The sequence below is a fragment of the Bacillus sp. 5RYD7K genome, from assembly GCF_059831465.1.
The window spans coordinates 217,709-240,406 of record NZ_CP191200.1 but is presented as its reverse complement, the minus strand read 5'-3'; the positions used below and the strand labels follow the sequence as shown (position 1 = coordinate 240,406).

Genomic DNA, 22,698 nt, shown 5'->3' with positions numbered 1-22,698 from the left:
CCAATGAGGGTGCATCGTCTTCCTGTTATTACAGTATATGCAAATAAGCGGCTTCTTATTTTTTCTTTTTGGATAAATAAAAAAAGCCCCTTCTGGAAAAAGGGGTGATTCTTGTTTACTGCTTATCCGTGACGTCCATCGGTCTCATCATGTCGTAATCTTCATGCTCTAAAATATGACAGTGCCATACGTAGCGTCCGCTGTAAGGAGCGAATGTCGCCGCGATTCTGATGACTTCTCCGGAGTGCGCCTGCACGGTGTCTTTCCAGCCTTTTTCACTTGGAGGAGGCGGGACGGCGGGGCCTGTATACACAATGTCGCCGAATTTGTTATAACGCTCTAAGTCAAAAGGACGCCGGTCAAGGACTTGAAAGGAAACAAGGTGCAGGTGTATCGGATGGGTTCCCCGCGTCGGATTGATAATCGACCAGATTTCTGTTGACCCGAGCCGCGGGGCTTCTGTCACGGGATCATGCCAGCGCTTGTTATTAAGCGTCAAAACAGGCCTGCCGTATTTGTCCTGCGTATTTGTGAGTTTAAGCGTCCTGATATTGTGTATTCGTTTTGAGGTCACATCAGGCATGGCTGAAAGATATTTAGGCTTCCGGCTTGTGTCCTCTCCCTTCAGCGGTTTTGTGACGCGGAACTGCATGACATTGGCGTCGGTATCCAGGTTGACGTCGCCCCCGCAGCCGGTGCTGTTCGTCAGAATGATATGTTCTCCGTCAAAAGCGGAAAAATCAATCAGCACATCATACCGCTCTGCCGGGGCTAAGCTGATGGTCTGTGTTCTGACAGAGCGGGGGAGCAGTCCGCCGTCAGAACCGATTTGGATAAACCGGCCGCCGTTATTGAGCGAGAGAGTAAATGTTCTCGTATTTGAGGCGTTAAGGATGCGGAAACGGTATGTCCGCGGTTCGACTTCCATATACGGCCATGCTTTTCCGTTGACGAGAATGGTATTTCCGCAAAGAAACGGGACGATTGAAGGAGTGGGGAGCGTTTCGGAAGGATTATCCGGCCCGCTCGGATAAGACAGGGAACCGTCGTCATTTAACGTGCGGTCCAAAATCATAAGCGGTACGTCGTACTCTCCGGCGGGAAGCTTCAGCTGCTTTTCTTTTCGCTCACGGATGATATACATCCCGGCAAGTCCGGCGTACACATTAAGCCTCGTGGCCGCCATGGCATGGTCGTGATACCATAATAGCGCCCCGCGCTGTTTGTTTGGATAATGGTATACCTCTTTTTCAAAATAAGGCCCCGTTTCCTTAAAATCCCGTGTGAACCAGGCTTCCGGATAGCCGTCGCTGTCAGGCGGCGTTTCTCCTCCGTGTAAATGGACGACGGTTCTGACATCGGGTTCCTGATGGCCGCTTTCTGAATGGTGAATGGTATGGTCTACGGGCAGAAAGTGCTTATCCGGCAAGTCATTCATCCATTTTACATAAATGCTTTCACCTTGGTTGACGTCGATCGTCGGGCCCGGAAACAAACCGTTATACCCCCACAGCCGGGTCGGCGGGAGATCGCGGTGCAGCTTGTGAAAGCATTCCTTCATTGTGACTTCGTAATACGTGCTGCCGTCTGATTTCTTCTGCGGCTCCAGTGTTTCGATAATCGGCAGTTCATCTGCAAATTTTTCAAGTGCCATTATTTATCCTGTCCTTATCATTTATTGAATTCCTGTACTATAGATAATGCCGCCTGGAACAAGTTGGTTAAAAAAACACCCGCCCTTTTTTGAGGACGGGTGTTTCTGTTATTGCGCAACCCGGTTTGCGGAAGCGCTCTCTTTCGGTTTTTGTTTTTTGCGGAATACATAGGAGGCGAGCACCAGCAGTGTAATAAATCCTGTCAGCAGAAATTCAGACCGCATTGAGCTGATAAACAGCATAGATAACAAGATGGCGCAAATAGCAATGATCGTCAGGTAGGTTAAGTATGGGTAGCACCACATTTTGATTTTAAGAGATTCAGGGTTTGTCCGTTCGATTTTCTTTCTCATTCTCAGATGTGAGACGGCGATGACGAGATAGACGAGCAGTGCGATCGCCCCTGATGCATTGACCAGAAATAAGAATACGGAGTCGGGAGAAAAGTAGTTCATGACAACGGCAATATAGGAGAAAAAGGTGCCGGCGATAATGGCTTGGACCGGTACGCCTCTTTTACTCAGTTTCATAAAACGCCGCGGCGCTTCATTTCGCGCCGCCAGTGAATACAGCATCCGTGACGTCGTATAAAGCCCGGAGTTCAGGCAGGACAGAACGGCTGTCAGGACGATGAAATTCATGATCTGAGCGGCTGCGGGAACCCCGATATGTCCCAAAACGGCAACGAAGGGGCTTTCCAAAATATTGGCTGAATCCCACGGAAGCAGCGTGACCACAACCGTAATGGAACCGACGTAAAAAATAATGATCCTCCAGACGACTGAGCGGGTCGCCTTTGTGACGGATTCGACCGGGTTTGACGTTTCTCCCGCTGCGATTGCGACGATTTCAGATCCCATGAAAGAGAAAATGACGACGACGATTCCGAGCAGAACGGAACTTGGGCCATTAGGGAGAAATCCGCCGTTGCCTGTCAGATTTTCCAGCCCGACCGGTTTGCTGCCGGGGACGATTCCGAAAATGAAAGCAAATCCCGCGATTAAGAAGACAACGATCGTCGCTACCTTCACTAAGGAAAGCCAGTATTCAAATTCGCCGAACGATTTAACTGAATAAATATTCGTCAGTGTTAATAGCACGGTCAGAAGCAGACTCGTCAGCCATAACGGAATCCCGGGGAACCAGTACTGTATGATTCCGGCGCCTGCAATGGCTTCAATGGCAATGACGATGACCCAGAAAAACCAATACAGCCATCCGATGGTATAACCGGCCCACGGCCCGATGGCGTCATGTGCGTACTGTGAAAACGAACCGCTTGTCGGATTGACGGAGGACATTTCCCCCAGCATCCTCATAATAAAAATCACTAATAGTCCTGCTAATGCGTAGGAGACAATCGCTCCGGGTCCGGTGGAATGAATGACGGATCCGCTTCCGACAAATAATCCGGCGCCGATCACGCCGGCAATTGAAATCATGGTCATATGCCGGGTTTTTAATCCCTTCGATAAAGAATTAGGCTGATTCATTCTTTGCCTCCTTTGGGGTTATTTTATGCTGAATATTCGGACAAATATTATTCTATCATACATGCAAGAGACATTTGTTAATGATGTGAGAAAATGTGACTTCTTTTCTCATCCGTACGCAGAAAATGACGCAAGGTGTTTCTATAGACCCACTGTGGTTCAGTGATGTGTCTCATTAATAGGAAAATACGAGCAGAGAGGAGTTTTTTGGTAAGGAGAGATAAGATGAACTGAAAAAAGGGAGAATCCGGGACAATGGTCACTATTGCTGCTTATCCTGTTCTATCTGCAAAGATCATCGGTTATGTTTTTCACTCAGAAGCACTTACTGCAGAGGTTTAATAATAACTGACATTATTGTTTCGGTGGCTGTGATAATCGCATCCATTCACGGCCACTTTCGGGCGGAAACGATCGCATCGCTTATTGAATCTTTTATTGTGATGGTTGTCGGACTGCTAGTGCTGTTGGAATCTATTTTTTCTGCTAGACAAGAGATGCCAAAAGCTTGGACGACAGCGGGCATGCAGCCCTGATGTTTGTAGTTTGCCAGACAATATTAGGAAGCTGGTGATAATAAATTTCGAGGCATTCGTCAGTATCAGTACGTTATCGGAATTACAGGAGAGAACAGATAATTTGGACTATTTAATATATTTTTAATTGACAGAATCATTTCGTTATAATAATCTGTTTTCTGTAAATGTATTTAATTACAAATATACAATTTATTCTTATTTTTGTAATTAAATTTAAAGGTTAATTATGTTTATTTACTAATATTCAGAATAGGAAGGTGTAACAAATGAAGGTTGAAATTGAAAATTTAGATACTAGAAAACTCGCTTATAATGAAACTTATGCGTGGACTTCAACTCTTTTAAAGTCGCTGAGAAATTCAATGGATTTATTTAAGTTTGACGAAATTGTTCCAACTCCCTTTTCTAGAAGGTATGAGCCAGGTGCCAAGCATTCAGTAATCGTACTAGGGGATAAAACTTTACCTGACATTAAAGAAAATGGGGATCATGACTCCTCCTTTAACTCAAAAGTTGAGGTGGCAGGTGAACAGTATTACTATATGAGTGTTAGTCATGTTGTAGAAAAACAGATGGCAACGGAATATTTACCTAAGGTTTATTGCCTTGCCCCATGCCTTCGATTATTGATGGAAGGGGAAGAGCTATCTGCAAAACATATTTATTCCTTCTTTCAATTTGAAATTGAATGGAGAACTGAGAGAATGGAAGATGTTTTCGATTTAGGGGAGAAGATTCTCTATGAAGCAGGCAATAAGATTTTATCTCTAATTGATAATAATGATAATTTGACGTTAACTCCTTTAGCAAAACGCAACACAGAGAGCTTGGTAAAAGGCTCATATCCTAGAATAACATTTGAAGAGGCCTTAGAAAGAGTAGGACGATCTAAAGATTCAGAAGGGGATCTTACTTCTGAAGAAGACGCACTTCTTTCTAACCAATTCGACACACCTTTTTGGATTTATAACTATCCAGCAGGAGTTAGAGATTCAATTTATCACGAAAGTCCAAAAGGTGTTTTTCAAACTTACGATTTAATGTTACCTTTTGGCTACGGTGAACTAACTACCGGGGGTATCCGCCCAACTAGCGGAGAGGAGATTATTAACCAATCAAAAACGCTCGGCAATTCTTATCATCCCGAATATGCTCAATGGAAAGATAAATCACAAGTACAAACAGCTGGATTTGGAATTGGACTGGAGAGATTGTTAAAGTTTATCTCTGGCGCAGAAAGTATTTTAGATTTCATTCAATATCATGATGCAGGTCCAAACACGACGATTACACGTCCTAATCAAAAATAATAACTTCTGATAGGGGAGAGGGTAAGGAATTAAATTCTAACCCTTTTCTTTCTTTTGAGTCGTATAGAAGGGAGAATTAGAAAAACGTGAAAACCTTATTTGTTATTGATTCTTCTGTTATTGGGCCAGAGTATATTGTAAAAGCGGCAAAGGAAATGAATCTGAATGTTCTGTTCTTGACAAACTTAAATAGTCAGGAAGGAGATGCACTCTCTCAACTTACATCTTATAAGTTTATTAATTGTAATACTAATTCTTTTGAAGAGCTGTATGAGATTATAAGAACTTTTCCAAAAGAGGACATTGCAGGAGTTATCTCTTTTTTAGATAGTAAATTAGAAATTTGCACTAAATTATGCGGCGCTTTAGATATAAAGGGAATTGATCCAAAAATTGAATTACTTAAGGATAAGGCGTATGTCAATGACATTATCCCAGAATTTACGCCGCTATCACTTTCTTTCACTACAGGGGCGATTCCTTATTCAGAGATAAAAAAAATGTTATCTGCTTCACAGAATGGATTGATACTAAAACCATCCTTTGCAGCTGGTGCTAAAGGTATAAGTGTATTAGAGGATGAAAATGATATTGAGAATATAGAAAAATTATTTGATAAAACCTTACCTAAGCATCTGCACCCTGACGAATATGTCGTTCAAGAAATAATAGACGGAGAACTTGTAAGCTTAGAGGGATACGTTTTAGAGAGTAAAGTAATTCCAATTGGAGTAACTGGCAGAAGGAAGACGGAAAATGCAGAATCGGTATTCATATTCCCTTATCAATCTATAGCTCAGAAAGAATTGTGCAAGATTGTTCAAACTCTCGTGGAGAGAAGCGGGTATAGCAGAGGATTTTTTCATACTGAATTTATTGTTTCAGAAAATCAAGTTAAATTAATAGATTGTAACTTTGGAAGGCCTGGCGGAGCAAATATTACTGAGATTATAGCTTGTTCATACGGAATTGAACCACATAGTATTTACCGACAATCAATGGAGTTAGTCCTAAATGAAAAAGAGATCATTCCAACGGCCTTTTGGGGAGAAGAATGTAAGGAGAGCTTAGGGATAGCTTACGGAATTCCTAATCAAGATAGAGTACTTGAAATTAAGTATGCAGAAAATATGAAATCTAAGCATACACAGGCCCAAAATTTAGGGGACACCGTTTCCGCTATGGGAAGCAGTAATTGGAGTTGGCTGGGAATGCTTTCTGGACTAAAGGAAGACGTAATTAAAGATGTAGATTCTATAAGAGTAAAAACTCTACATAACGGATGGATAAAACCTGTGTACTATAATATGGAATTAAAGGAGCCTTTAGACTATCTTGAAAAAGTCTAATAGTATCTATACATCTAAATTGATTTTGTTTCTTGGGTGCAGATTTGTATCAACAGTATCCGAACAACTTCTGCTATTTGCTATCCCTTTATTAATTTTTCAATACACCGGAGAAGCGTCCAAATCAGGATTAGCATTCCTTATAGAGTGGCTGCCGGCAGTATTATTACTCCCCTTTATAGGAGTGCTTGTAGATACTTATAAAGAAAAGAAACTTTATATTATTGGCGATAGCCTGCGAGCATTAGTTTCCATATCAGGTTTCTTATTATTAATCTATATGCCAAGCCAAACATTTATTATACTTTCAGTTGCAGCCTCTTTGTTCGCTATTTTAAACTCATTAAACTTTGTCACATTAGAAACAACTATCGGGAGGAACTTTGATAATAACGATATTCCCCGCATCCAATCGTTAATCCAAGGATTGGAGCTTAGTTCCCAAGTGATGGGACCAGCTTTGGCAAGTATATTGGTTCTATTTATAAAAGAGATGGATTTTCTTATTATTACTGGTATTGCATTTGCAATAACAGGTTTCGGAGTACTGGGTCTTCCCAATAAGGCTAAAAATCTGGTTGTTAGGGAAACGAAGTCCATTAAACGAGTTCTAGGAACAATTGGGGATGGGTTTAAGTTTATAGCTAAAAATTTCTTTCTTCGGCTGTTGGTACTGGCAACAATGCTTATTAATCTTGTGATGGGGACTGTAATGGCTTTAAATCCAGCTGTAGCCCAAGGGGTTCTTGGTGCAACCTCTAGAGAGTATTCATTATTGGCGATGTTTGGCGGGATCACGGGATCTATAGTGGTTTTGTTAATTCCTGTGTTTTTGAAAAAAAGTAAGAGTATTAATAATATAGGCATAGCATCTATTGTGTTGTTAACATTATCTGGCGTCATTTTGGGAATAGCCAATCAATTTTACATTTATGTTATCGGCTACGCCCTTTTGGTTTGTGGAATAGGGATTTTTAATGTATTTCTAAGAACAGAACGAGTTAAGCTAATACCGAAACATCATTTAGGTAAGAGTATGGGAACTATTGTTTTCTTTAATCGTCTAAGCCTGCCCCTTGCTGGATTAATAACTTCTACCTTTACTAAAATTACAGGACCTCAAGAAGTAATATTAGGAGTTTCGATTTTTTGGATTATAGTCAACTCCACAATATTTACTTATTATTTTTATAATAAACGTCATGCTGCCCAGAAAGATGTTTTAGAATTATAATATGAAGATAAAGGGGACAAGTATTATGACTAAACACATATGTATTATTAATCGCTGGTCAGTAGGGTGGGATTCTGAAAAACCTGATTATGAAAAGATAATGAATCATAACGAATATAAAGTAAGTTATATTGTTGACGCTGAAGGTAATAAGGGTTTAACTCAAAATATTTTAGAAAATTCTATCATAGAGCTTGTTGAGGATATTAACTCTTTGGATAACATTCGTACAGCATTTGAAACGATTGAAAAAAAAGGTGGAAGTATAGATCGGTTAATAGCTCTGAGTGAATGGGATATATTGAATTCAGGGAAATTAAGAGATGAAAAGGGATTAGAGGGTCTATCTTTTGAACAGGCTCTAAATGCCAGAGATAAGGTAAGGATGAAAGAGATTGTCAGCCAATCTGGCTTAAGAACTCCTAAATTTAGTAAATGTGATAGTGTAGAGGAGTTAGAACAATTTATTAACCAAGCAGGCTTTCCTATTGTCATAAAGCCTAGGAGAATGGCTGCTAGTAAAGGAGTTCATATTCTTCATAATCAAGAGGAGTATGACGAAATATTGCCACACATAGAATTTAAGGACTTGGAATGCGAGGAATATTGTGAGGGAACAGTATTTCACGTTGATGGATTAGTAAAGGATAATCAATTAAAATTTTGTATTCCGTTTCGGTATATCAATCCGCCAATAAAATTCTTTCAACAAAGTCCATTGGGATCGGTTTCTGTAGATAAGAATGAGACTATGTTATATGAGGGGCTCATCGACTTTACCCAAAAGACCGTTAATGCCTTGGGAATAAACAATACTATGTTCCATCTTGAAATAATTGCAGATGAGAAAAGTGACAAGCTCGAACCTATTTTTATGGAAATTGGAGCCCGTATGGGAGGAGCAGATATCCCAAGATGTGTAAGTCTATTGATTGGCAGAGATGCTGTAACTGATCAGTTAAAAGTTGAATTAGGGGAAGAAGTTTCGGATGTGCGGCTGGATGAAGGAGTATCTTCAGGCTATCTCTTAATTCCTTTTCCAGCAGAACTGCCTTGTTTAATGGAAAAAAACACTTCATTTAAAGGGAAATTGTCAACTTTAGTAGAAGAGTATTTACGGAGTAAAGGAGAAGTACTGGATGGAAGCGGCGGATATTTGAAGATTCCGGCCAGATACATCTTTAAAGGGGAAACAAATCAAGTTTATAAAGATGTCATGAATGCTATAAAAGAACATCAGTATGAATATAAAAGCTTTGTAAAACAGTAATATTACAATAAAAAATAATTTTATAAGATTCATTAACTTGAGTTTTGGAAGGGGAAGATTAAATTGTCAACCTTGCTTACCGAAGAAAAAAGTTTGTCTCTAGGTATGAGTGAAGGTGTAGTTTTAGAAATATCACAGGCTGAAAAAGAACTGATTGAGAACTTAATAAAGGAAATTAATTTCAATCCAAATGTTATTAATAATTCTGCCCTAAATAGATTACAATTTGTTTCGCATAATCTTCCAGACAGAGTAAAGAGTGCTCTAATTAATTTTAAGCGAAATTCTAACAGAGAAGGAACGATTTTATTTAGAAACTTGCCTACAGACGATAGTTTACCTCAGACTCCTGATGATGGCAATCCCTCTTTGGATAAGATCTCCTTTGTTAGTGAATTATGTCTAATGCTATTCATGCTGTATATGGGTGAGCCGATTGGGTATGCTGATGAAAAAAATGGACAACTCATTCATGATATTTGTCCAATTAAGGGGAAAGAAAGCGGTTTGGAAAACTCTGGATCGAAAGTCTTTTTTACTTATCATACTGAAGACGCTATACATCCATACAGACCTGATCACCTTGCTTTATATTGCTTACGATCAGACCATAAAAACGAAGCACAAACAGAAACTGCTTCTATAGTTAATGCTTTAGAATTACTGCCAAGTTCAGTAGTATTAACATTAAGAGAGCCTCTGTATAAATTAAGCCCGCCTGCTTCATTTAATTCGGATGACTTATCAAAGATCATACCCGTGCTTTCAGGCAGCATTCAAGCACCAGAAATGGTCATTCATTGTTCCTTAATGGAAGGAATAACTGAAGAAGCAAAATGGGCATTGGAATTATTAAAAGAAGCATTAAGTAAGGTTTCTATAAAAGTACCCCTCTGTCCTGGGGACCTTATTATTATCGACAACAGATTAGCAGCGCACGCTCGCTCATCCTTTACCCCACAATACGATGGGAATGATCGTTGGCTTCAAAGAATGTTTACAGTGAATGATCTAGGCCGATCTAGTTTTAGCAGAAGCCCTGGCAGTCATGTATGCATACCTCTAAAATATGAACTCAAATTAAAGTAAATTGTCGTTTTATGCAGTTAGCTTAATATAAAATTCTTAAATCATACACTTAGAATAAATTTTATTGTTTAACTAAGTGTATGGTTTATTTAAATTGTTAACCTCTAAGATATTAACAAGGAGAGAACCAGAATGAATAATAGTGAGGTTTATAAAATTGGAATTCTTGCAGGGATGGGACCAAGATCAACAGGTCCATTTTTAGAATCTGTTCTGGACTGCTGTGAAAATTTATATGGAGCAAAGTTCGATAATGATTTTCCCCATATGATAATATATTCGCTGCCAACACCTTTTCATCCTAAAAAAGCGATTGATGACAGCGAGATGTTAAAGGCATTAAAAGTCGGAATTGACTCACTAAACAATTCTAATTGTTCGATTATAGCAATACCTTGTAACGTGGTTCATTCATATTATAAAGAATTGTGCCAAATGACAAGTATACCCATATTAAATATAATTGATGAAACAGTAAATGAATTAGAAAATGAAGGAAATGAAGTCGGCTTACTTGCTACAAGAGGGACTGTGGAAAGCAATTTATATCAAGAAAAACTAAAGTTAAAAGGTAAAAATGTATTTTGGAACGATGAGTATCAAAAAAGAGTTGATGAATTAATTTTAAAAACTAAAACATTAGGAGTTTGTTCAAAAGTAACGGATGAATGGAAAACGATAGAAGATATTCTTTTAACAGAAGGGATAAATGAAGTAGTTTGTGCTTGTACTGATTTATTTTTTTGTACGAATCATACTAAACTCAAGATATATGATTCTTCTCAGATACTAGCGAGAAGACTAGTAGAAAGATATATAAAAGAGGGCTTGGAGAGTGGGAAGAATGAATAGTACCTTGAAAGTAGGGGTTTCGTCTATTTCTAAAAATATCTCTCCTTTTAATATTTATTCATGTGATTATGAAATATGCAGAGCTCTTTTTCCTCCATTATTTAAGATGTCCAAAGAAGGGCATTTATTGCCTAACATTATTGAACAATGGGAAATTAATGATTGTGATAATGAATACCTCCTTGTACTTAGAAAAGATATTTACTTTCACAATGGCAGAAAAGCTTTAGCTCGAGATATTGAGTTTTCTTTATGCAGAGGAATGATGAAGGGGGCAAGATCTACCTTTTCAGAATTACTATCCGATATAGAAGGTTACGAAGAGGTAAGTCAGACAAATAAATATGTTCCGAATATGTGTTCCGGCATAAAGGTTATTGATGATTACAGACTAAAAATAAAATTGAAACATCTAAATTTGCTTTTTCTAAAATACTTTACTCGAAGTGCCTTAAGTATTGTTCCGCGAGAAGAGTTTTTAGAAAATGATCTCTGGGTGTGGAAAGACAACCCCATAGGAGTTGGAGCTTACTGCTATGAAAGCCTAAGTGAAGACTCTAAGGTTTTGACTTTAAAAAAGAATGAGGATTACTTTGAGGAAAGAATCGATTCTTTTGATAAATTACAGTTTGTGGTATATACAGACGTAAGTCAAGTTGATTTATTAGCCGAAGTGGAAAATCAAACAGAAAACGAGTTTGACATTTTGAAAAGCCCTATAAGCGTCACAATAGCTATAGAATATTTTGTGTTACATGATAAAGATAAGATGTGGAAGGAATTAAGAAGTTTAATTAACTTAGCATTAAACAAAGAAGATATATTATCCAGCATACCGAAAACAGAGAGGTCAATATATTCGCCTGCTCATAGTTTCTTACCTGAAACTATATTAGATGTGCCTAATCATGAGGAAGAATTAGTAAATTTTAATTTTCAAGCTGCTAAGGAAAATTATCTTTTGAAATGGGGGTATATTCCTCAATTAAGTATCATTGTTTACAATAATTATAGTGAACACTCTCATTTGCGTAAAATGCAGAACAAGCTATATCATTTATTGAGTGCCAAAGGCTTCGACGTAGTTAAAACAGAACTTTCTTCCTTACATGAAAGCCTTTTAGATACTCAGCAGCATATATTAGTCAGTTCCTCAAGTTTTAACTATAATGATCCGGAAGATTTATCTTTATTTTTCAGCAGTGATAAAGAAATCTATCGTGCGAATACTGGAACTCTTATGAATATTAGAGGTCTCCTCAAAGATGCGAAAAAAGAAATTAATATGAATAAGAGAAATAAAATGTATAGAAAAGTAGAAGAGTTAGTTATAGAAAACAGCTTAGTGTTTCCTATAGCTTTAACCTATGAATCTTATCTATTTCGTAAATCCAAAATGGATGGAAAAAGTTTTTTTGATCAATTTTATCAGCCTGCATATGAATACATAAAACCATTATCATTGGAAACGATGTAATCCTAAGGTGAACTTAACCATTGAGTTGCAAATCTGCCTTGCTTGGATTGATACAGTCACGGTGTGTGATCGGTCTCCTTATTTTGAAAAGAATCATCCCGCTCTTTGACAGTGGCTCCGATGTAACGGACATTTCAGCTTATAAACAGACGATCGAAAAATCTCGGCGTCAGCCGTTTAAAAGATATTAAAGCGAGATATCTTGGCAGCTCCGTTCATATTGATGTCGTCATTGAAGTGCCGTCTGATCTGAATATTAAAGAGAGCCATGATATCGCAAATGAGGCAGAACGCAGGATGAAAGAGGAACACGCCATCGGCCATTCACACGTTCATATGGAGCCTCTCCAGCTGAAATAAAGCTTCCTTTTTAAAGGGAGCTTTTTTGCTTTTTCGGACTGGACACAATTCGCTGAAACGTTTTTTTATACTGATTATATTTTGTGGTAAAGTTAGGTTACAATAATTGAAATTTGAGAGATGACTAGGGGGAGAAGAATGGCTTATAAAGAAGAGCTGCATCCGCTGCTGGAGAAAGCCGTTGAGCATATTGAAAACATCATCATAGGAAAACGGGACATCGCCATACTCAGCCTGGCCGCCATTCTCGCAAAAGGGCATGTGCTGCTGGAAGACGTGCCGGGAGTCGGAAAAACGATGATGGTCCGCGCTTTGGCCAAGCTGATCGGTGCTGACTTTAAGAGGATTCAATTCACGCCGGATCTTCTGCCGTCAGATGTGACGGGTGTCTCTATTTATAATACGAAAACGATGGAATTTGAGTACCGCCCCGGACCAATTATGGGGAACATCGTGCTGGCCGATGAAATTAACAGAACCTCGCCGAAAACGCAGTCTTCTTTGCTTGAGGCGATGGAAGAGGGAAATGTCACGATTGACGGAAAGACAATGCGGCTGGCTGAGCCGTTTTTCGTCATGGCGACACAAAACCCGGTTGAATATGAAGGAACGTATCCGCTTCCTGAAGCGCAGCTTGACCGGTTTTTATTTAAGCTGCGCATGGGCTATCCGACTGCCGAGGAGGAGCTTCGGGTACTGTCTTTGCAGGAAGGGCGCAATCCGCTCGAAACAATCGAGCCCGTCATTTCTAAAGAACAGTTCATCACCCTCCAGCAACAACTGGAGCAGGTGCGGGTAGATGATGGAATTAAAGCGTATATCGTCGGCATCACTCAGCATACCCGCCGGCATCCTTCCGTCCATTTGGGCGTAAGTCCGCGCGGTTCGATCTCATTAATGAAAGCCGCGCAGGCGTACGCGCTGCTTCATGACCGCGATTATGTTATTCCTGATGACGTCCAGTATTTGGCTCCGTATACGCTGCCGCACAGAATGATCTTGACTGCCGATGCGAAATTTAATGATGTCACGCCGGAAGCGGTTATCGCAGACATCATGCAAACGGAAAAAGTTCCCGTTCAAAGGATGTCGGTCCGCTAATGAGAAAGAAAGTACATTGGCTGTTATACGGCTGGAAGCTGCTTATTTTGGCCGTACTGATGGCGGCGGTCTTTTCTTATGCCATGTTCCAGGGCGGATTTGTGAGCTGGTTTTTATTTTATGCGTTTTTGCCGTTTACCGTTTACGCCGGGCTGGTCGCCGTGTATCCGCTGCGGGCGTTTCAGGCGGCGCGTGAGATTTCTTCCGCCCGGTTAACCTCTGGTGACAGACTGTCTGTCACCATCAGGCTGACGAGACGCCTGCCGTTTCCGCTGACATATATGGTCATTGAAGACGTGATGCCGGAAACGCTCGGCGAGAGGCGCAGTGCAAAACAGCTCATATTTCCGTGGTTTCAAAAGAAGCTGACGTTACAATATGAGCTGCCGCAGGCGCCGCGCGGGGAGCATCATTTCCATACGATAAGAGTGCGGACGGGAGATGTTCTCGGGCTCTTGGACAAGACGGCTTCATTTTCCGTAACGGACACGGTCTTAGTATTCCCGGCGTACGGGTCTGTTCATGATAAGCAGCAGGCTGCATCAGGCGAAGAGGGTGCGGGTGCCGGCACGCCGTTTCAGGTTCACCGCTCCGCAATAGCCGCGGGCGTCAGAAATTATCAGCCGGGCGACCGGTTTTCCGCTCTCGACTGGAAAACGTCCGCGCGCCGCAATGAACTGATGACGAAGGAATTTGACCCGCTGCAGAGCACGGATATGATTTTCGTTTTGGACTGCAATCCGTCTCCTTCATTTGAAGCCGCGGTGTCAGCCTCAGCATCTCTGCTTTACACCGCGCTTGTGAAGGGCTCTCCCGCAGGATTTATTTCATTAGGGAGCGACCGGACTGTTTTTCCCGTCCGGGAGGGAGAAGAGCATTTCAGAAATGTGCTGCGTTACCTGGCATCAGCTTCTGAATCGGAAGAAGCTGGTGCAGGCGGGCGTTTAGGAAAAGAGCTGGCGGATCCGCGCGTCCGCAAGGCTTTTATTGCCGTCGTGACGGGCAGTCTTACAGAAGATCTCCTCAAACAGGCTGAGTCCGTCCGCGCTGACATGACGGTGTTTTTGGCGAAAGAAACGAATGCCGTGCTTTCTGAAAAAGAACGGAATCTCGCTCTCATCTTCGCTCAAAAGAATATCAAGGTGCAAATGATCAGGGACAAACGGGTGTCCCATGTTGTTTAGAAAGAGAGGTGGCGCGCCATGCCGCATGACGAGAACCAGGGAAGCAGGCTGAGTCTGCTGCTGTTTTATTTTCTCGCTTTTTTATTGTTGTGGGAATGGCTCAGGCCGCTGCACAATTTTACGGATACAAAGCATACCGGTTTTTTCATCGTCTTTATCGGTTTGGCATTTCTGCTGTCATTCTTCCGGATGAGGTGGTACGTCACCGTGCCGTCCTGCATTCTGTTTACGTTGATCAGTATTCACATGCTGTTTTATAAAGGGTCGGTTTTTCAGCCGGAATGGCTTGCTTCTTTTTTGCGGGACGTGATGCTGAATGTCCGGCACATCGGAACCGGAAGATGGAATGATATGAACCCGTCATTCCGCACATTGCTGTTTTTTGTGCTTTTATGGCTGCTTGTGTATTTGCTGCATTATTGGGTGATCTATCAGCGGAAAATCTTATTCTTTTTTATCATGACGGTGGCGTATATTACCGTACTTGATACATTTACTCCTTATGATGCCGCATACGCTGTCATCCGGATTGTCTTTATCGGCTTTTTGATGATGGGGCTTTTGTATATGGAGCGCATCCGCCTGACAGAACACATAGCATTTAAAAAAAGATTGATTATCAAATGGTTTCTGCCGCTGGCGCTGTTTATCTGCGCTTCCGTCGTGTTCGGTCTGGCGGCTCCGAAATCAGATCCGAATTGGCCGGACCCCGTGCCGTTTCTGAAAAAAATAACAAATCACAAAGAAGTGCCCGCCGCTGAAAGCAAAATCGGCTACGGCAATCATGATGAAACATTGGGCGGCCCTTTTCAGCAGGACGATACGCCGGTTTTTACATGGAAGGGAAAAGAGCGGTCGTACTTCCGGGTGGAAACGAAAGATACATATACGGGAAAAGGCTGGGTGGAGACCGACCAGGGCATGTCCTATAAACTGAACGGCGGCAATGTGGAAGACATATGGTTTGATCGGAGTGTGCAGACGAGACGCTATACGGCGCAGGTGTCCATTGATGAAAATTATCTTTATAATCACGTCATGTATCCGATCGGCCTCTCCAATATTAAACCGAAGCACTCGATTCAGCTTGAAATGAACGGAAACACCGAGCAAATCACGCCGATCAGTGAACAAGTGGGCAACATCCGCAATATGGGACGGTACACGGTGACTTTTCACGCGCCCGTCTTTAAGCTGAATGATCTCAGAAAAGTGAAAGTGAAACGATACCGTGAGCAGAACCAATTCAATGACCGGTATTTACAGCTTCCGGACAGTGTTCCGCAAAGAGTGAGACAGCTTGCAGACAGACTGACGCGGGATCATCATAATATGTTTGATAAAGCGAAGGCTGTCGAGGACTATCTGGGATCTTCCGCATTTTCGTATGATACGCAGGATGTCGCCATTCCGGAGCACAATCAGGATTATGTCGATCAATTTCTGTTTGAAACGAAAAGAGGTTATTGTGATAACTTTTCATCGGCTATGGCGGTGCTGCTCCGATCTGCGGGTATTCCCGCCCGCTGGGTGAAGGGTTATACATCCGGCGAGTATAAAAGCGCAGGCGACCATAACGGCCACATTTATGAAGTCACAAACAACAACGCCCATTCGTGGGTTGAAGTGTATTTTCCCGATCAGGGCTGGGTGACGTTTGAGCCGACGAAAGGCTTCACCAATCCGACGGAGTTTACGTCAGAGCAAAATCAAACAGCTGGAAAAGACAGCGGAAGCTCAGCGGGGAATTCGGATACACCGTCTGACAAGCAGCGTCAGGAAACAAAGCCTGAAAAAGAAGAAGCGCCGAAAAAGCGGGATCACAGTGCGGCACCGCATCCTGTGATCCGCAACAATACCGCGGCACAGCTGTGGCCGTATGCAGCCGTCATCATCGTGATTTCAGCCGCGGCGGCGCTCGCCTGGCTGCTCCGCGCGCGCTGGATTCCGTACGCTGCAGCAGCCAGACTGAAGCGGCGTACGGATGAAGACGTCTTTTTCGACGCATATGCCGCGCTGCTCCGCCAGCTGAAACGAAAAGGATTCAGCAGAGGAGACGGAGAAACGCTGCGCGATTTTGCGGCGAGGATTGACGAGGCATACGGTACAAACGACATGTCCGAGCTGACGCTGCGCTATGAGCGGGCCTTATACCGCAGGGATAATGCCGCGGAGCTTTGGAATGAATCGGGACAGTTGTGGGAAAATATAATTAAAACAAGATAGTCTTGACCGTATATCGTCCTGTTGTTAGAATAAATGAATGTTAAATGGGAGCCCGGGAGCGTTAAAAAGCCGGGCTTCCGGACAAGTCTTGCGCGACAGAGGGCTGAACGTTTGTCCTCCGTTTTTTCTGTGTCAAAAACTTAGAGGAGATTAGGTGACAACCATGACGAAGTTAGTGAATGAAATGATTCTTGTTCTTGATTTCGGCAGTCAGTATAACCAGCTGATTACCCGCCGGATCCGTGAATTTGGCGTATATAGCGAGCTGCATCCCCATACGTTGACAGCTGAGGAAATCAAAGAAATGAATCCAAAAGGAATTATCCTTTCAGGCGGACCGAACAGTGTATATGATGAAGGATCTTTCCGCTGTGACGAAAAAATCTTTGAACTCGATATTCCTGTATTAGGCATCTGCTACGGCATGCAGCTGATGACTCATTATCTCGGAGGGAAAGTCGAGGCGGCAAGCCAGCGCGAATACGGAAAAGCGAACATTCAGATTCAAGGAACTCCTGATTTGTTCAAAGATCTTCCGGAAGAACAGGTTGTGTGGATGAGCCACGGCGATTTGGTTGTAGAAGTTCCTGAAGGCTTCACTGTTGACGCAACAAGCCATCACTGCCCGAATTCAGCGATGAGCAAAGCGGACAAGAATTGGTACGGCGTTCAGTTCCACCCGGAAGTGCGCCACTCTGAATACGGCAATGATCTTCTGAAAAACTTTGTCTTCGGCGTTTGCGATTGTGAAGGCAAATGGTCAATGGAAAACTTTATCGAAATCGAAATGCAAAAAATCCGTGAAACAGTCGGAGACAAGCAGGTTCTTTGCGCGCTAAGCGGCGGTGTTGATTCCTCTGTTGTGGCTGCTTTGATTCATAAAGCGATCGGCGACCAGCTGACTTGTATTTTCGTCGATCACGGCCTGCTTCGTAAAGGCGAAGCGGAAGGCGTCATGAAAACGTTCAGCGAAGGCTTTAATATGAATGTCATTAAAGTTGATGCGAAAGACAGATTCTTAAACAAGCTGAAAGGTGTTTCTGATCCTGAGCAAAAACGCAAAATCATCGGCAACGAATTCATTTACGTGTTTGATGATGAAGCGGACAAGCTTAAAGGCATCGATTACCTTGCGCAAGGAACGCTTTACACGGATATTATCGAGAGCGGTACTGCAACGGCGCAAACGATCAAATCTCACCACAATGTCGGCGGACTTCCTGAAGATATGCAGTTTGAACTGATCGAGCCGTTAAACACCCTTTTCAAAGATGAAGTGCGCGCGCTTGGCACAGAGCTCGGCCTTCCGGATGATATCGTATGGCGTCAGCCGTTCCCTGGCCCTGGCCTTGGCATCCGCGTACTTGGCGAAGTAACGGAAGAAAAACTTGAAATCGTTCGGGAATCAGACGCGATTCTGCGTGAAGAAGTGGCGAACCACGGCCTAGAGCGCGACATCTGGCAATACTTCACGGTTCTTCCTGACATCCGCAGCGTCGGCGTCATGGGAGATGCGAGAACGTATGATTACACAATCGGTATCCGTGCCGTAACATCAATCGACGGCATGACATCTGACTGGGCGCGTATCCCTTGGGATGTGCTTGAAGTGATTTCAACACGGATCGTCAACGAAGTGAAACACATCAACCGCGTCGTGTATGACATTACGAGCAAGCCGCCTGCAACGATTGAGTGGGAATAAATCAAGATAAAAAACGTCTCTTTTTAAAAAGAGGCGTTTTTTTTCATCTTTTTGAAACCGTTTTGGCCCGATTCATATCTAACAGCATAGGAGGTGGATAAGGTGAAGGAAGAACGATTGATCAAAAAGGCGAAAAAAGGTGATGCCTCAGCCTTTGAAAAACTGATCACAGCACACCAGGAGACTTTATATAAAACAGCTTATCTCTATTTGCATCACAAGGAAGATACGCTGGACGCAGTGCAGGAAACGGCTTACAAGGCTTTTCTTCATATCGCGCAGCTGAAGGAGCCGAAATATTTTAAAACGTGGCTGATCCGGATTTTGCTTCATACGATTTTTGCAATGAGGAAAAAGAACGGAGACGTCATTCCGTTTGAGCCGCAACATGATACACGCGCGGAGAATAAGAACATTGAAGAATACATAGATCTTCGGAATGCTCTGGAAACGCTTGACGAACATATACAGCTGACCATTCAGCTTTATTATTTTCAAGATTTCTCGATTGCCATGATTGCAGAACAGACCGGTATGGCGGAAGGCACTGTAAAAACGCATCTTCACAGGGCGAGAAAAGCATTCCAATTGTATCAGGACATTGACGTGCCGAAAGCTGAATTGAAAAACGTGATACATAGCGCCGCTGTCCGTGCCGGAAAAGAAGGCGCCGTCAGACGGAGATGGGGACGAAAAGTGATAAACGGCCTCGCGATTGCTGCTGCTTTGTTTATTCTGTATCTGTCCTCAGGCTTGTTCATGCCCTCCGTTAATACGGCTATGGGAAACATCCCTGTTGCCGGGCAGATTTACAGGGTATTTCAGGATAAGGCAGGTTCTGCGCTGTTTAAAAGCAATTTGGTGACAAAACTGAACGAGAAAGCGGAATCGCGCGGGATTACGGTTACAGTGAAAAGTGTGTATTACGACAGCGGACAGCTCGTTTATAATTTTATTGTTGACAATTTGAAATCTGATGAGGAGGATATTCCTTTTGAAGTCGATTATAAAGACAGCCGGAATATATTATCGTTGGATTATGACAGTCAGGGCATGAAAAAAATGAAAGACGGGCAGTACGGGGGGCAGCTTCGCTTTTTTGCGGACGGCCCCAAGATGAAAGACGGTGATAAGCTTCCGCTTGTCATTAAACAAATCAAGGATATCCCAGGAAACTGGCGCTTTACACTTCCGATCAAGAAACAAAAGTCCGTTTCTCTTGAAGGAACGAAAGCTGTGAATGTAAATCACGGACTATACCGTTTTTTCGATATCCGGGCGGAAAACGGAACGATGGGATCGGCTCTCTTATTTTCAGTCGACTTTCAAGATGCAGCTAAAAATGATACCATCTCGATTCACGAAGCAACGGATGATGCAGGAAACCATTATGAAATGACGATGGCGGCTATTGAACTTGGCAGCAGGAAGAACCTTCCCGGCGGCGGGAAAAGAGTACGCGGCCAAACTCAATTCAGCAAACCGATAGACCCGAAAGCGAAAACACTTTTCATAACGGGTGATGTAAAATCAGAATCAGAGCCGGGAGAAATCGTCCCTCTGAAAACAAAACTGCCCGCCAGCTATGAAACGAAACATCATCATGTCGGCATCACCATCAAAAAGATCAAACAGCAAGGCAGACGGGTAATCGTTGATTATCAATTCACCGGAATCAATTACAGCAAGGCGGATGAAAATCAGCTGATGAATACTGGTGAATCAATCGGTCTCGGCAATACGAAAAAAATGAAAACCTGGCCATCGCTTAATGAGTATGAAAAAGGCTATTATCTGAAAGGGAATAAGGCGAAAGTCACGAATCTTAAAACGGGTGAAATGGAATCCGTTTTTGAATTAGATGATTCATCCGATAAAGAATATTCATTGCGCGATTTCTCATTCGATTCATACGCTTTGTATGTCAATCAAACGGCCATGAACACTTTAGCAGGTGACGGCAAAATTACATTCTCGGTGCCGGTGCGGCCTGCGGACGGAAAATGATGTCAGGAAGGCGGCTTTTGCCGTCTTCCATTATTGCTCAATTAACGAATAAACTAATTTTTTTAAACAAGATTGTTCGTTTTTTTATTGAGTTTTCAAAATTGAATTGATACAATAGACTCAGAAATCAAATATGCAGATATCGTATAATGGCGGGGATATGGCCCGCAAGTTTCTACCAAGCTACCGTAAATGGCTTGACTACGGATCAATCTCAATCGTTTGATATAAATAATCCATTCTTATTTATTCAGACTGAACGTATGTAGTCAAGCGTCCCAAATGTATTTGGGGCGTTTTTTATTTGGCGGATAACGGGCAGAATAAATGGGAGAGAATGAAGGAGGCAATTGGCTTGAAGCAATTTTTTCAGTTTGATGAGCTGGGGACAAGCTATCGTAATGAAATCATCGGCGGTTTAACGACCTTTTTGTCAATGGCGTACATTCTGTTCGTCAATCCGCTGACATTGTCTTTAAACGGTGTGAAAGGATTTCCGGAAGCATTAAAAATTGATCAGGGCGCGGTGTTCACCGCTACAGCCCTTGCGTCTGCGGCCGGATGTATTTTAATGGGGCTCATTGCAAAGTATCCGATCGCGATTGCGCCGGGTATGGGATTAAACGCGTTTTTTGCTTTCTCTGTCGTCCTCGGCATGGGGATTTCATGGCAGGCTGCGCTTTCCGGCGTCTTGATTTCCGGAATTATCTTCGTGGCGCTTTCGCTGACGGGATTGCGGGAAAAAATCATTAATGCGATTCCGCCTGAGCTGAAATTGGCGGTCGGCGCGGGTATCGGTTTATTCATTACATTTGTCGGTTTGCAGGGTTCGGGCATTATTGAAGCGAACTCATCGACTTTGGTATCTATCGGCAATATTCACAGCGGGCCTGTGCTGCTGACGGTTTTCGGTGTTATTGTGACGGTCATTCTGATGGTGCTTCGCGTAAACGGCGGCGTGTTTATCGGAATGCTTCTGACGGCGGTTGCCGGTATGATCTGCGGGCTGATTCCGGTTCCGACACACATTGTCGGCAGCGTGCCGAGTCTTGCGCCGACTTTCGGACAGGCGTGGATGCACCTTCCGGATATCTTCTCCGTACAAATGCTGATTGTCATTTTAACTTTCCTGTTCGTCGGATTTTTCGATACGGCCGGTACGCTGGTGGCTGTAGCGACACAGGCCGGACTGATGAAGGAAAACAAACTTCCGCGCGCAGGAAGAGCGCTTTTGGCAGATTCAACTTCAATCGTTATCGGAGCCGTGCTCGGTACGTCTACAACAACTTCTTATGTTGAATCAAGCTCAGGTGTTGCGGCGGGAGCGCGCTCCGGCTTCGCAGCTGTTGTGACGGGCATTCTCTTTATGCTGGCGATGTTTTTCTCGCCGCTTCTGTCAGTTGTCACCACGAATGTGACGGCTCCGGCTTTGATTATCGTCGGCGCGCTGATGGTGGCGCCGCTCGGTAAGATCGCCTGGGATAAATTCGAGGTGGCTGTTCCGGCATTTTTAACGATGATTATGATGCCGCTGACGTACAGCATTGCGACGGGGATTGCGATCGGTTTTATTTTCTACCCGATTACAATGATCTGCAAAGGAAAAGGAAAAAGCGTTCACCCGATTATGTACGGGCTGTTCGTCATCTTTATCCTGTATTTCATCTTCTTGAAATAACGGAAAAACCGGCTGTTCTCAGCCGGTTTTTTGTTTTTGTCCTATTCCGTAAAACCAATACATACTATAAAACGTCATGTGGGTGTCCGGGTGAAGAAAACCGCTTGACTGTTTAAGGACGCTTCGGTACCTTATATAAGTGTTTTATTTTCTTGCTTAACAAATTCCG

15 protein-coding genes, 3 pseudogenes and 1 riboswitch are annotated in these 22,698 nt (G+C 42.7%); of the genes and pseudogenes, 16 read left to right on the top strand and 2 right to left on the bottom strand.

Annotated elements, in window-relative coordinates:
* Positions 1 to 115 precede the first annotated feature (115 nt).
* Positions 116 to 1,654, bottom strand: a complete 1,539-nt coding sequence (cotA, locus tag ACQE26_RS01080; RefSeq protein WP_500470421.1) for an outer spore coat copper-dependent laccase CotA — start codon at positions 1,652 to 1,654, stop codon at positions 116 to 118.
* 108 nt (positions 1,655 to 1,762) lie between these two features.
* Complete coding sequence (gene gabP, locus ACQE26_RS01075; RefSeq protein WP_060963417.1) at positions 1,763 to 3,148, bottom strand: GABA permease; 1,386 nt, start codon at positions 3,146 to 3,148, stop codon at positions 1,763 to 1,765.
* A 255-nt stretch (positions 3,149 to 3,403) separates the two neighbouring features.
* On the opposite strand from gabP, the pseudogene ACQE26_RS01070 reads away from it, so the two are divergent.
* From ACQE26_RS01070 to ACQE26_RS00995, 16 genes and pseudogenes are all read left to right on the top strand, one after another.
* Positions 3,404 to 3,672, top strand: a pseudogene (locus ACQE26_RS01070) (transporter); the annotation flags it as partial.
* A 281-nt stretch (positions 3,673 to 3,953) separates the two neighbouring features.
* Positions 3,954 to 4,997: an amino acid--tRNA ligase-related protein gene (locus ACQE26_RS01065; RefSeq protein WP_500470419.1), complete on the top strand. Its 1,044-nt coding sequence runs from the start codon at positions 3,954 to 3,956 to the stop codon at positions 4,995 to 4,997.
* Between the two features lie 86 nt (positions 4,998 to 5,083).
* A complete protein-coding gene (locus tag ACQE26_RS01060; protein ID WP_500470418.1) occupies positions 5,084 to 6,346 on the top strand; it encodes an ATP-grasp domain-containing protein in 1,263 nt (420 codons plus the stop codon).
* Positions 6,333 to 7,580, top strand: coding sequence for an MFS transporter (locus ACQE26_RS01055; RefSeq protein ID WP_489201670.1), 1,248 nt, complete (start codon positions 6,333 to 6,335; stop codon positions 7,578 to 7,580). Before ACQE26_RS01060 ends, ACQE26_RS01055 begins: the two co-directional genes overlap by 14 nt.
* A 25-nt stretch (positions 7,581 to 7,605) precedes the next feature.
* Positions 7,606 to 8,850: an ATP-grasp domain-containing protein gene (locus ACQE26_RS01050; protein WP_438421351.1), complete on the top strand. Its 1,245-nt coding sequence runs from the start codon at positions 7,606 to 7,608 to the stop codon at positions 8,848 to 8,850.
* A gap of 63 nt (positions 8,851 to 8,913) precedes the next feature.
* A complete protein-coding gene (locus tag ACQE26_RS01045) occupies positions 8,914 to 9,939 on the top strand; it encodes a TauD/TfdA family dioxygenase (RefSeq protein ID WP_438421352.1) in 1,026 nt (341 codons plus the stop codon).
* Between the two features lie 132 nt (positions 9,940 to 10,071).
* On the top strand, positions 10,072 to 10,791 hold the full coding sequence (locus ACQE26_RS01040) for an aspartate/glutamate racemase family protein (RefSeq protein WP_060963411.1): 720 nt from the start codon (positions 10,072 to 10,074) through the stop codon (positions 10,789 to 10,791).
* Positions 10,784 to 12,268, top strand: a complete 1,485-nt coding sequence (locus tag ACQE26_RS01035; protein WP_500471435.1) for an ABC transporter substrate-binding protein — start codon at positions 10,784 to 10,786, stop codon at positions 12,266 to 12,268. The genes ACQE26_RS01040 and ACQE26_RS01035 overlap by 8 nt, the downstream gene beginning before the upstream one ends.
* A 19-nt stretch (positions 12,269 to 12,287) precedes the next feature.
* Positions 12,288 to 12,628, top strand: a pseudogene (locus ACQE26_RS01030) (cation transporter dimerization domain-containing protein); the annotation flags it as partial.
* Between the two features lie 138 nt (positions 12,629 to 12,766).
* On the top strand, positions 12,767 to 13,729 hold the full coding sequence (locus tag ACQE26_RS01025; protein WP_500470417.1) for an AAA family ATPase: 963 nt from the start codon (positions 12,767 to 12,769) through the stop codon (positions 13,727 to 13,729).
* Positions 13,729 to 14,913: a DUF58 domain-containing protein gene (locus ACQE26_RS01020; protein WP_438421354.1), complete on the top strand. Its 1,185-nt coding sequence runs from the start codon at positions 13,729 to 13,731 to the stop codon at positions 14,911 to 14,913. Before ACQE26_RS01025 ends, ACQE26_RS01020 begins: the two co-directional genes overlap by 1 nt.
* 18 nt (positions 14,914 to 14,931) lie before the next feature.
* Positions 14,932 to 17,139 (top strand): DUF4129 domain-containing transglutaminase family protein, encoded by a 2,208-nt coding sequence (locus ACQE26_RS01015; RefSeq protein WP_500470415.1) that lies wholly within the window; start codon positions 14,932 to 14,934, stop codon positions 17,137 to 17,139.
* 163 nt (positions 17,140 to 17,302) lie between these two features.
* Positions 17,303 to 18,844 carry a glutamine-hydrolyzing GMP synthase gene (gene guaA / locus ACQE26_RS01010; RefSeq protein ID WP_007408887.1) on the top strand — a complete coding sequence of 514 codons (1,542 nt, stop codon included), beginning with the start codon at positions 17,303 to 17,305 and terminating at the stop codon, positions 18,842 to 18,844.
* 102 nt (positions 18,845 to 18,946) lie between these two features.
* Positions 18,947 to 19,432 (top strand): annotated as a pseudogene (locus tag ACQE26_RS01005) (sigma-70 family RNA polymerase sigma factor); the annotation flags it as partial.
* Positions 19,433 to 19,450: 18 nt separating this feature from the next.
* Positions 19,451 to 20,851: a DUF4179 domain-containing protein gene (locus ACQE26_RS01000; RefSeq protein WP_500471433.1), complete on the top strand. Its 1,401-nt coding sequence runs from the start codon at positions 19,451 to 19,453 to the stop codon at positions 20,849 to 20,851.
* A 122-nt stretch (positions 20,852 to 20,973) separates the two neighbouring features.
* Positions 20,974 to 21,075, top strand: a riboswitch (purine riboswitch).
* 131 nt (positions 21,076 to 21,206) lie between these two features.
* Positions 21,207 to 22,529 (top strand): NCS2 family permease, encoded by a 1,323-nt coding sequence (locus ACQE26_RS00995; RefSeq protein WP_060963404.1) that lies wholly within the window; start codon positions 21,207 to 21,209, stop codon positions 22,527 to 22,529.
* The last annotated feature ends 169 nt before the right edge of the window (positions 22,530 to 22,698 follow it).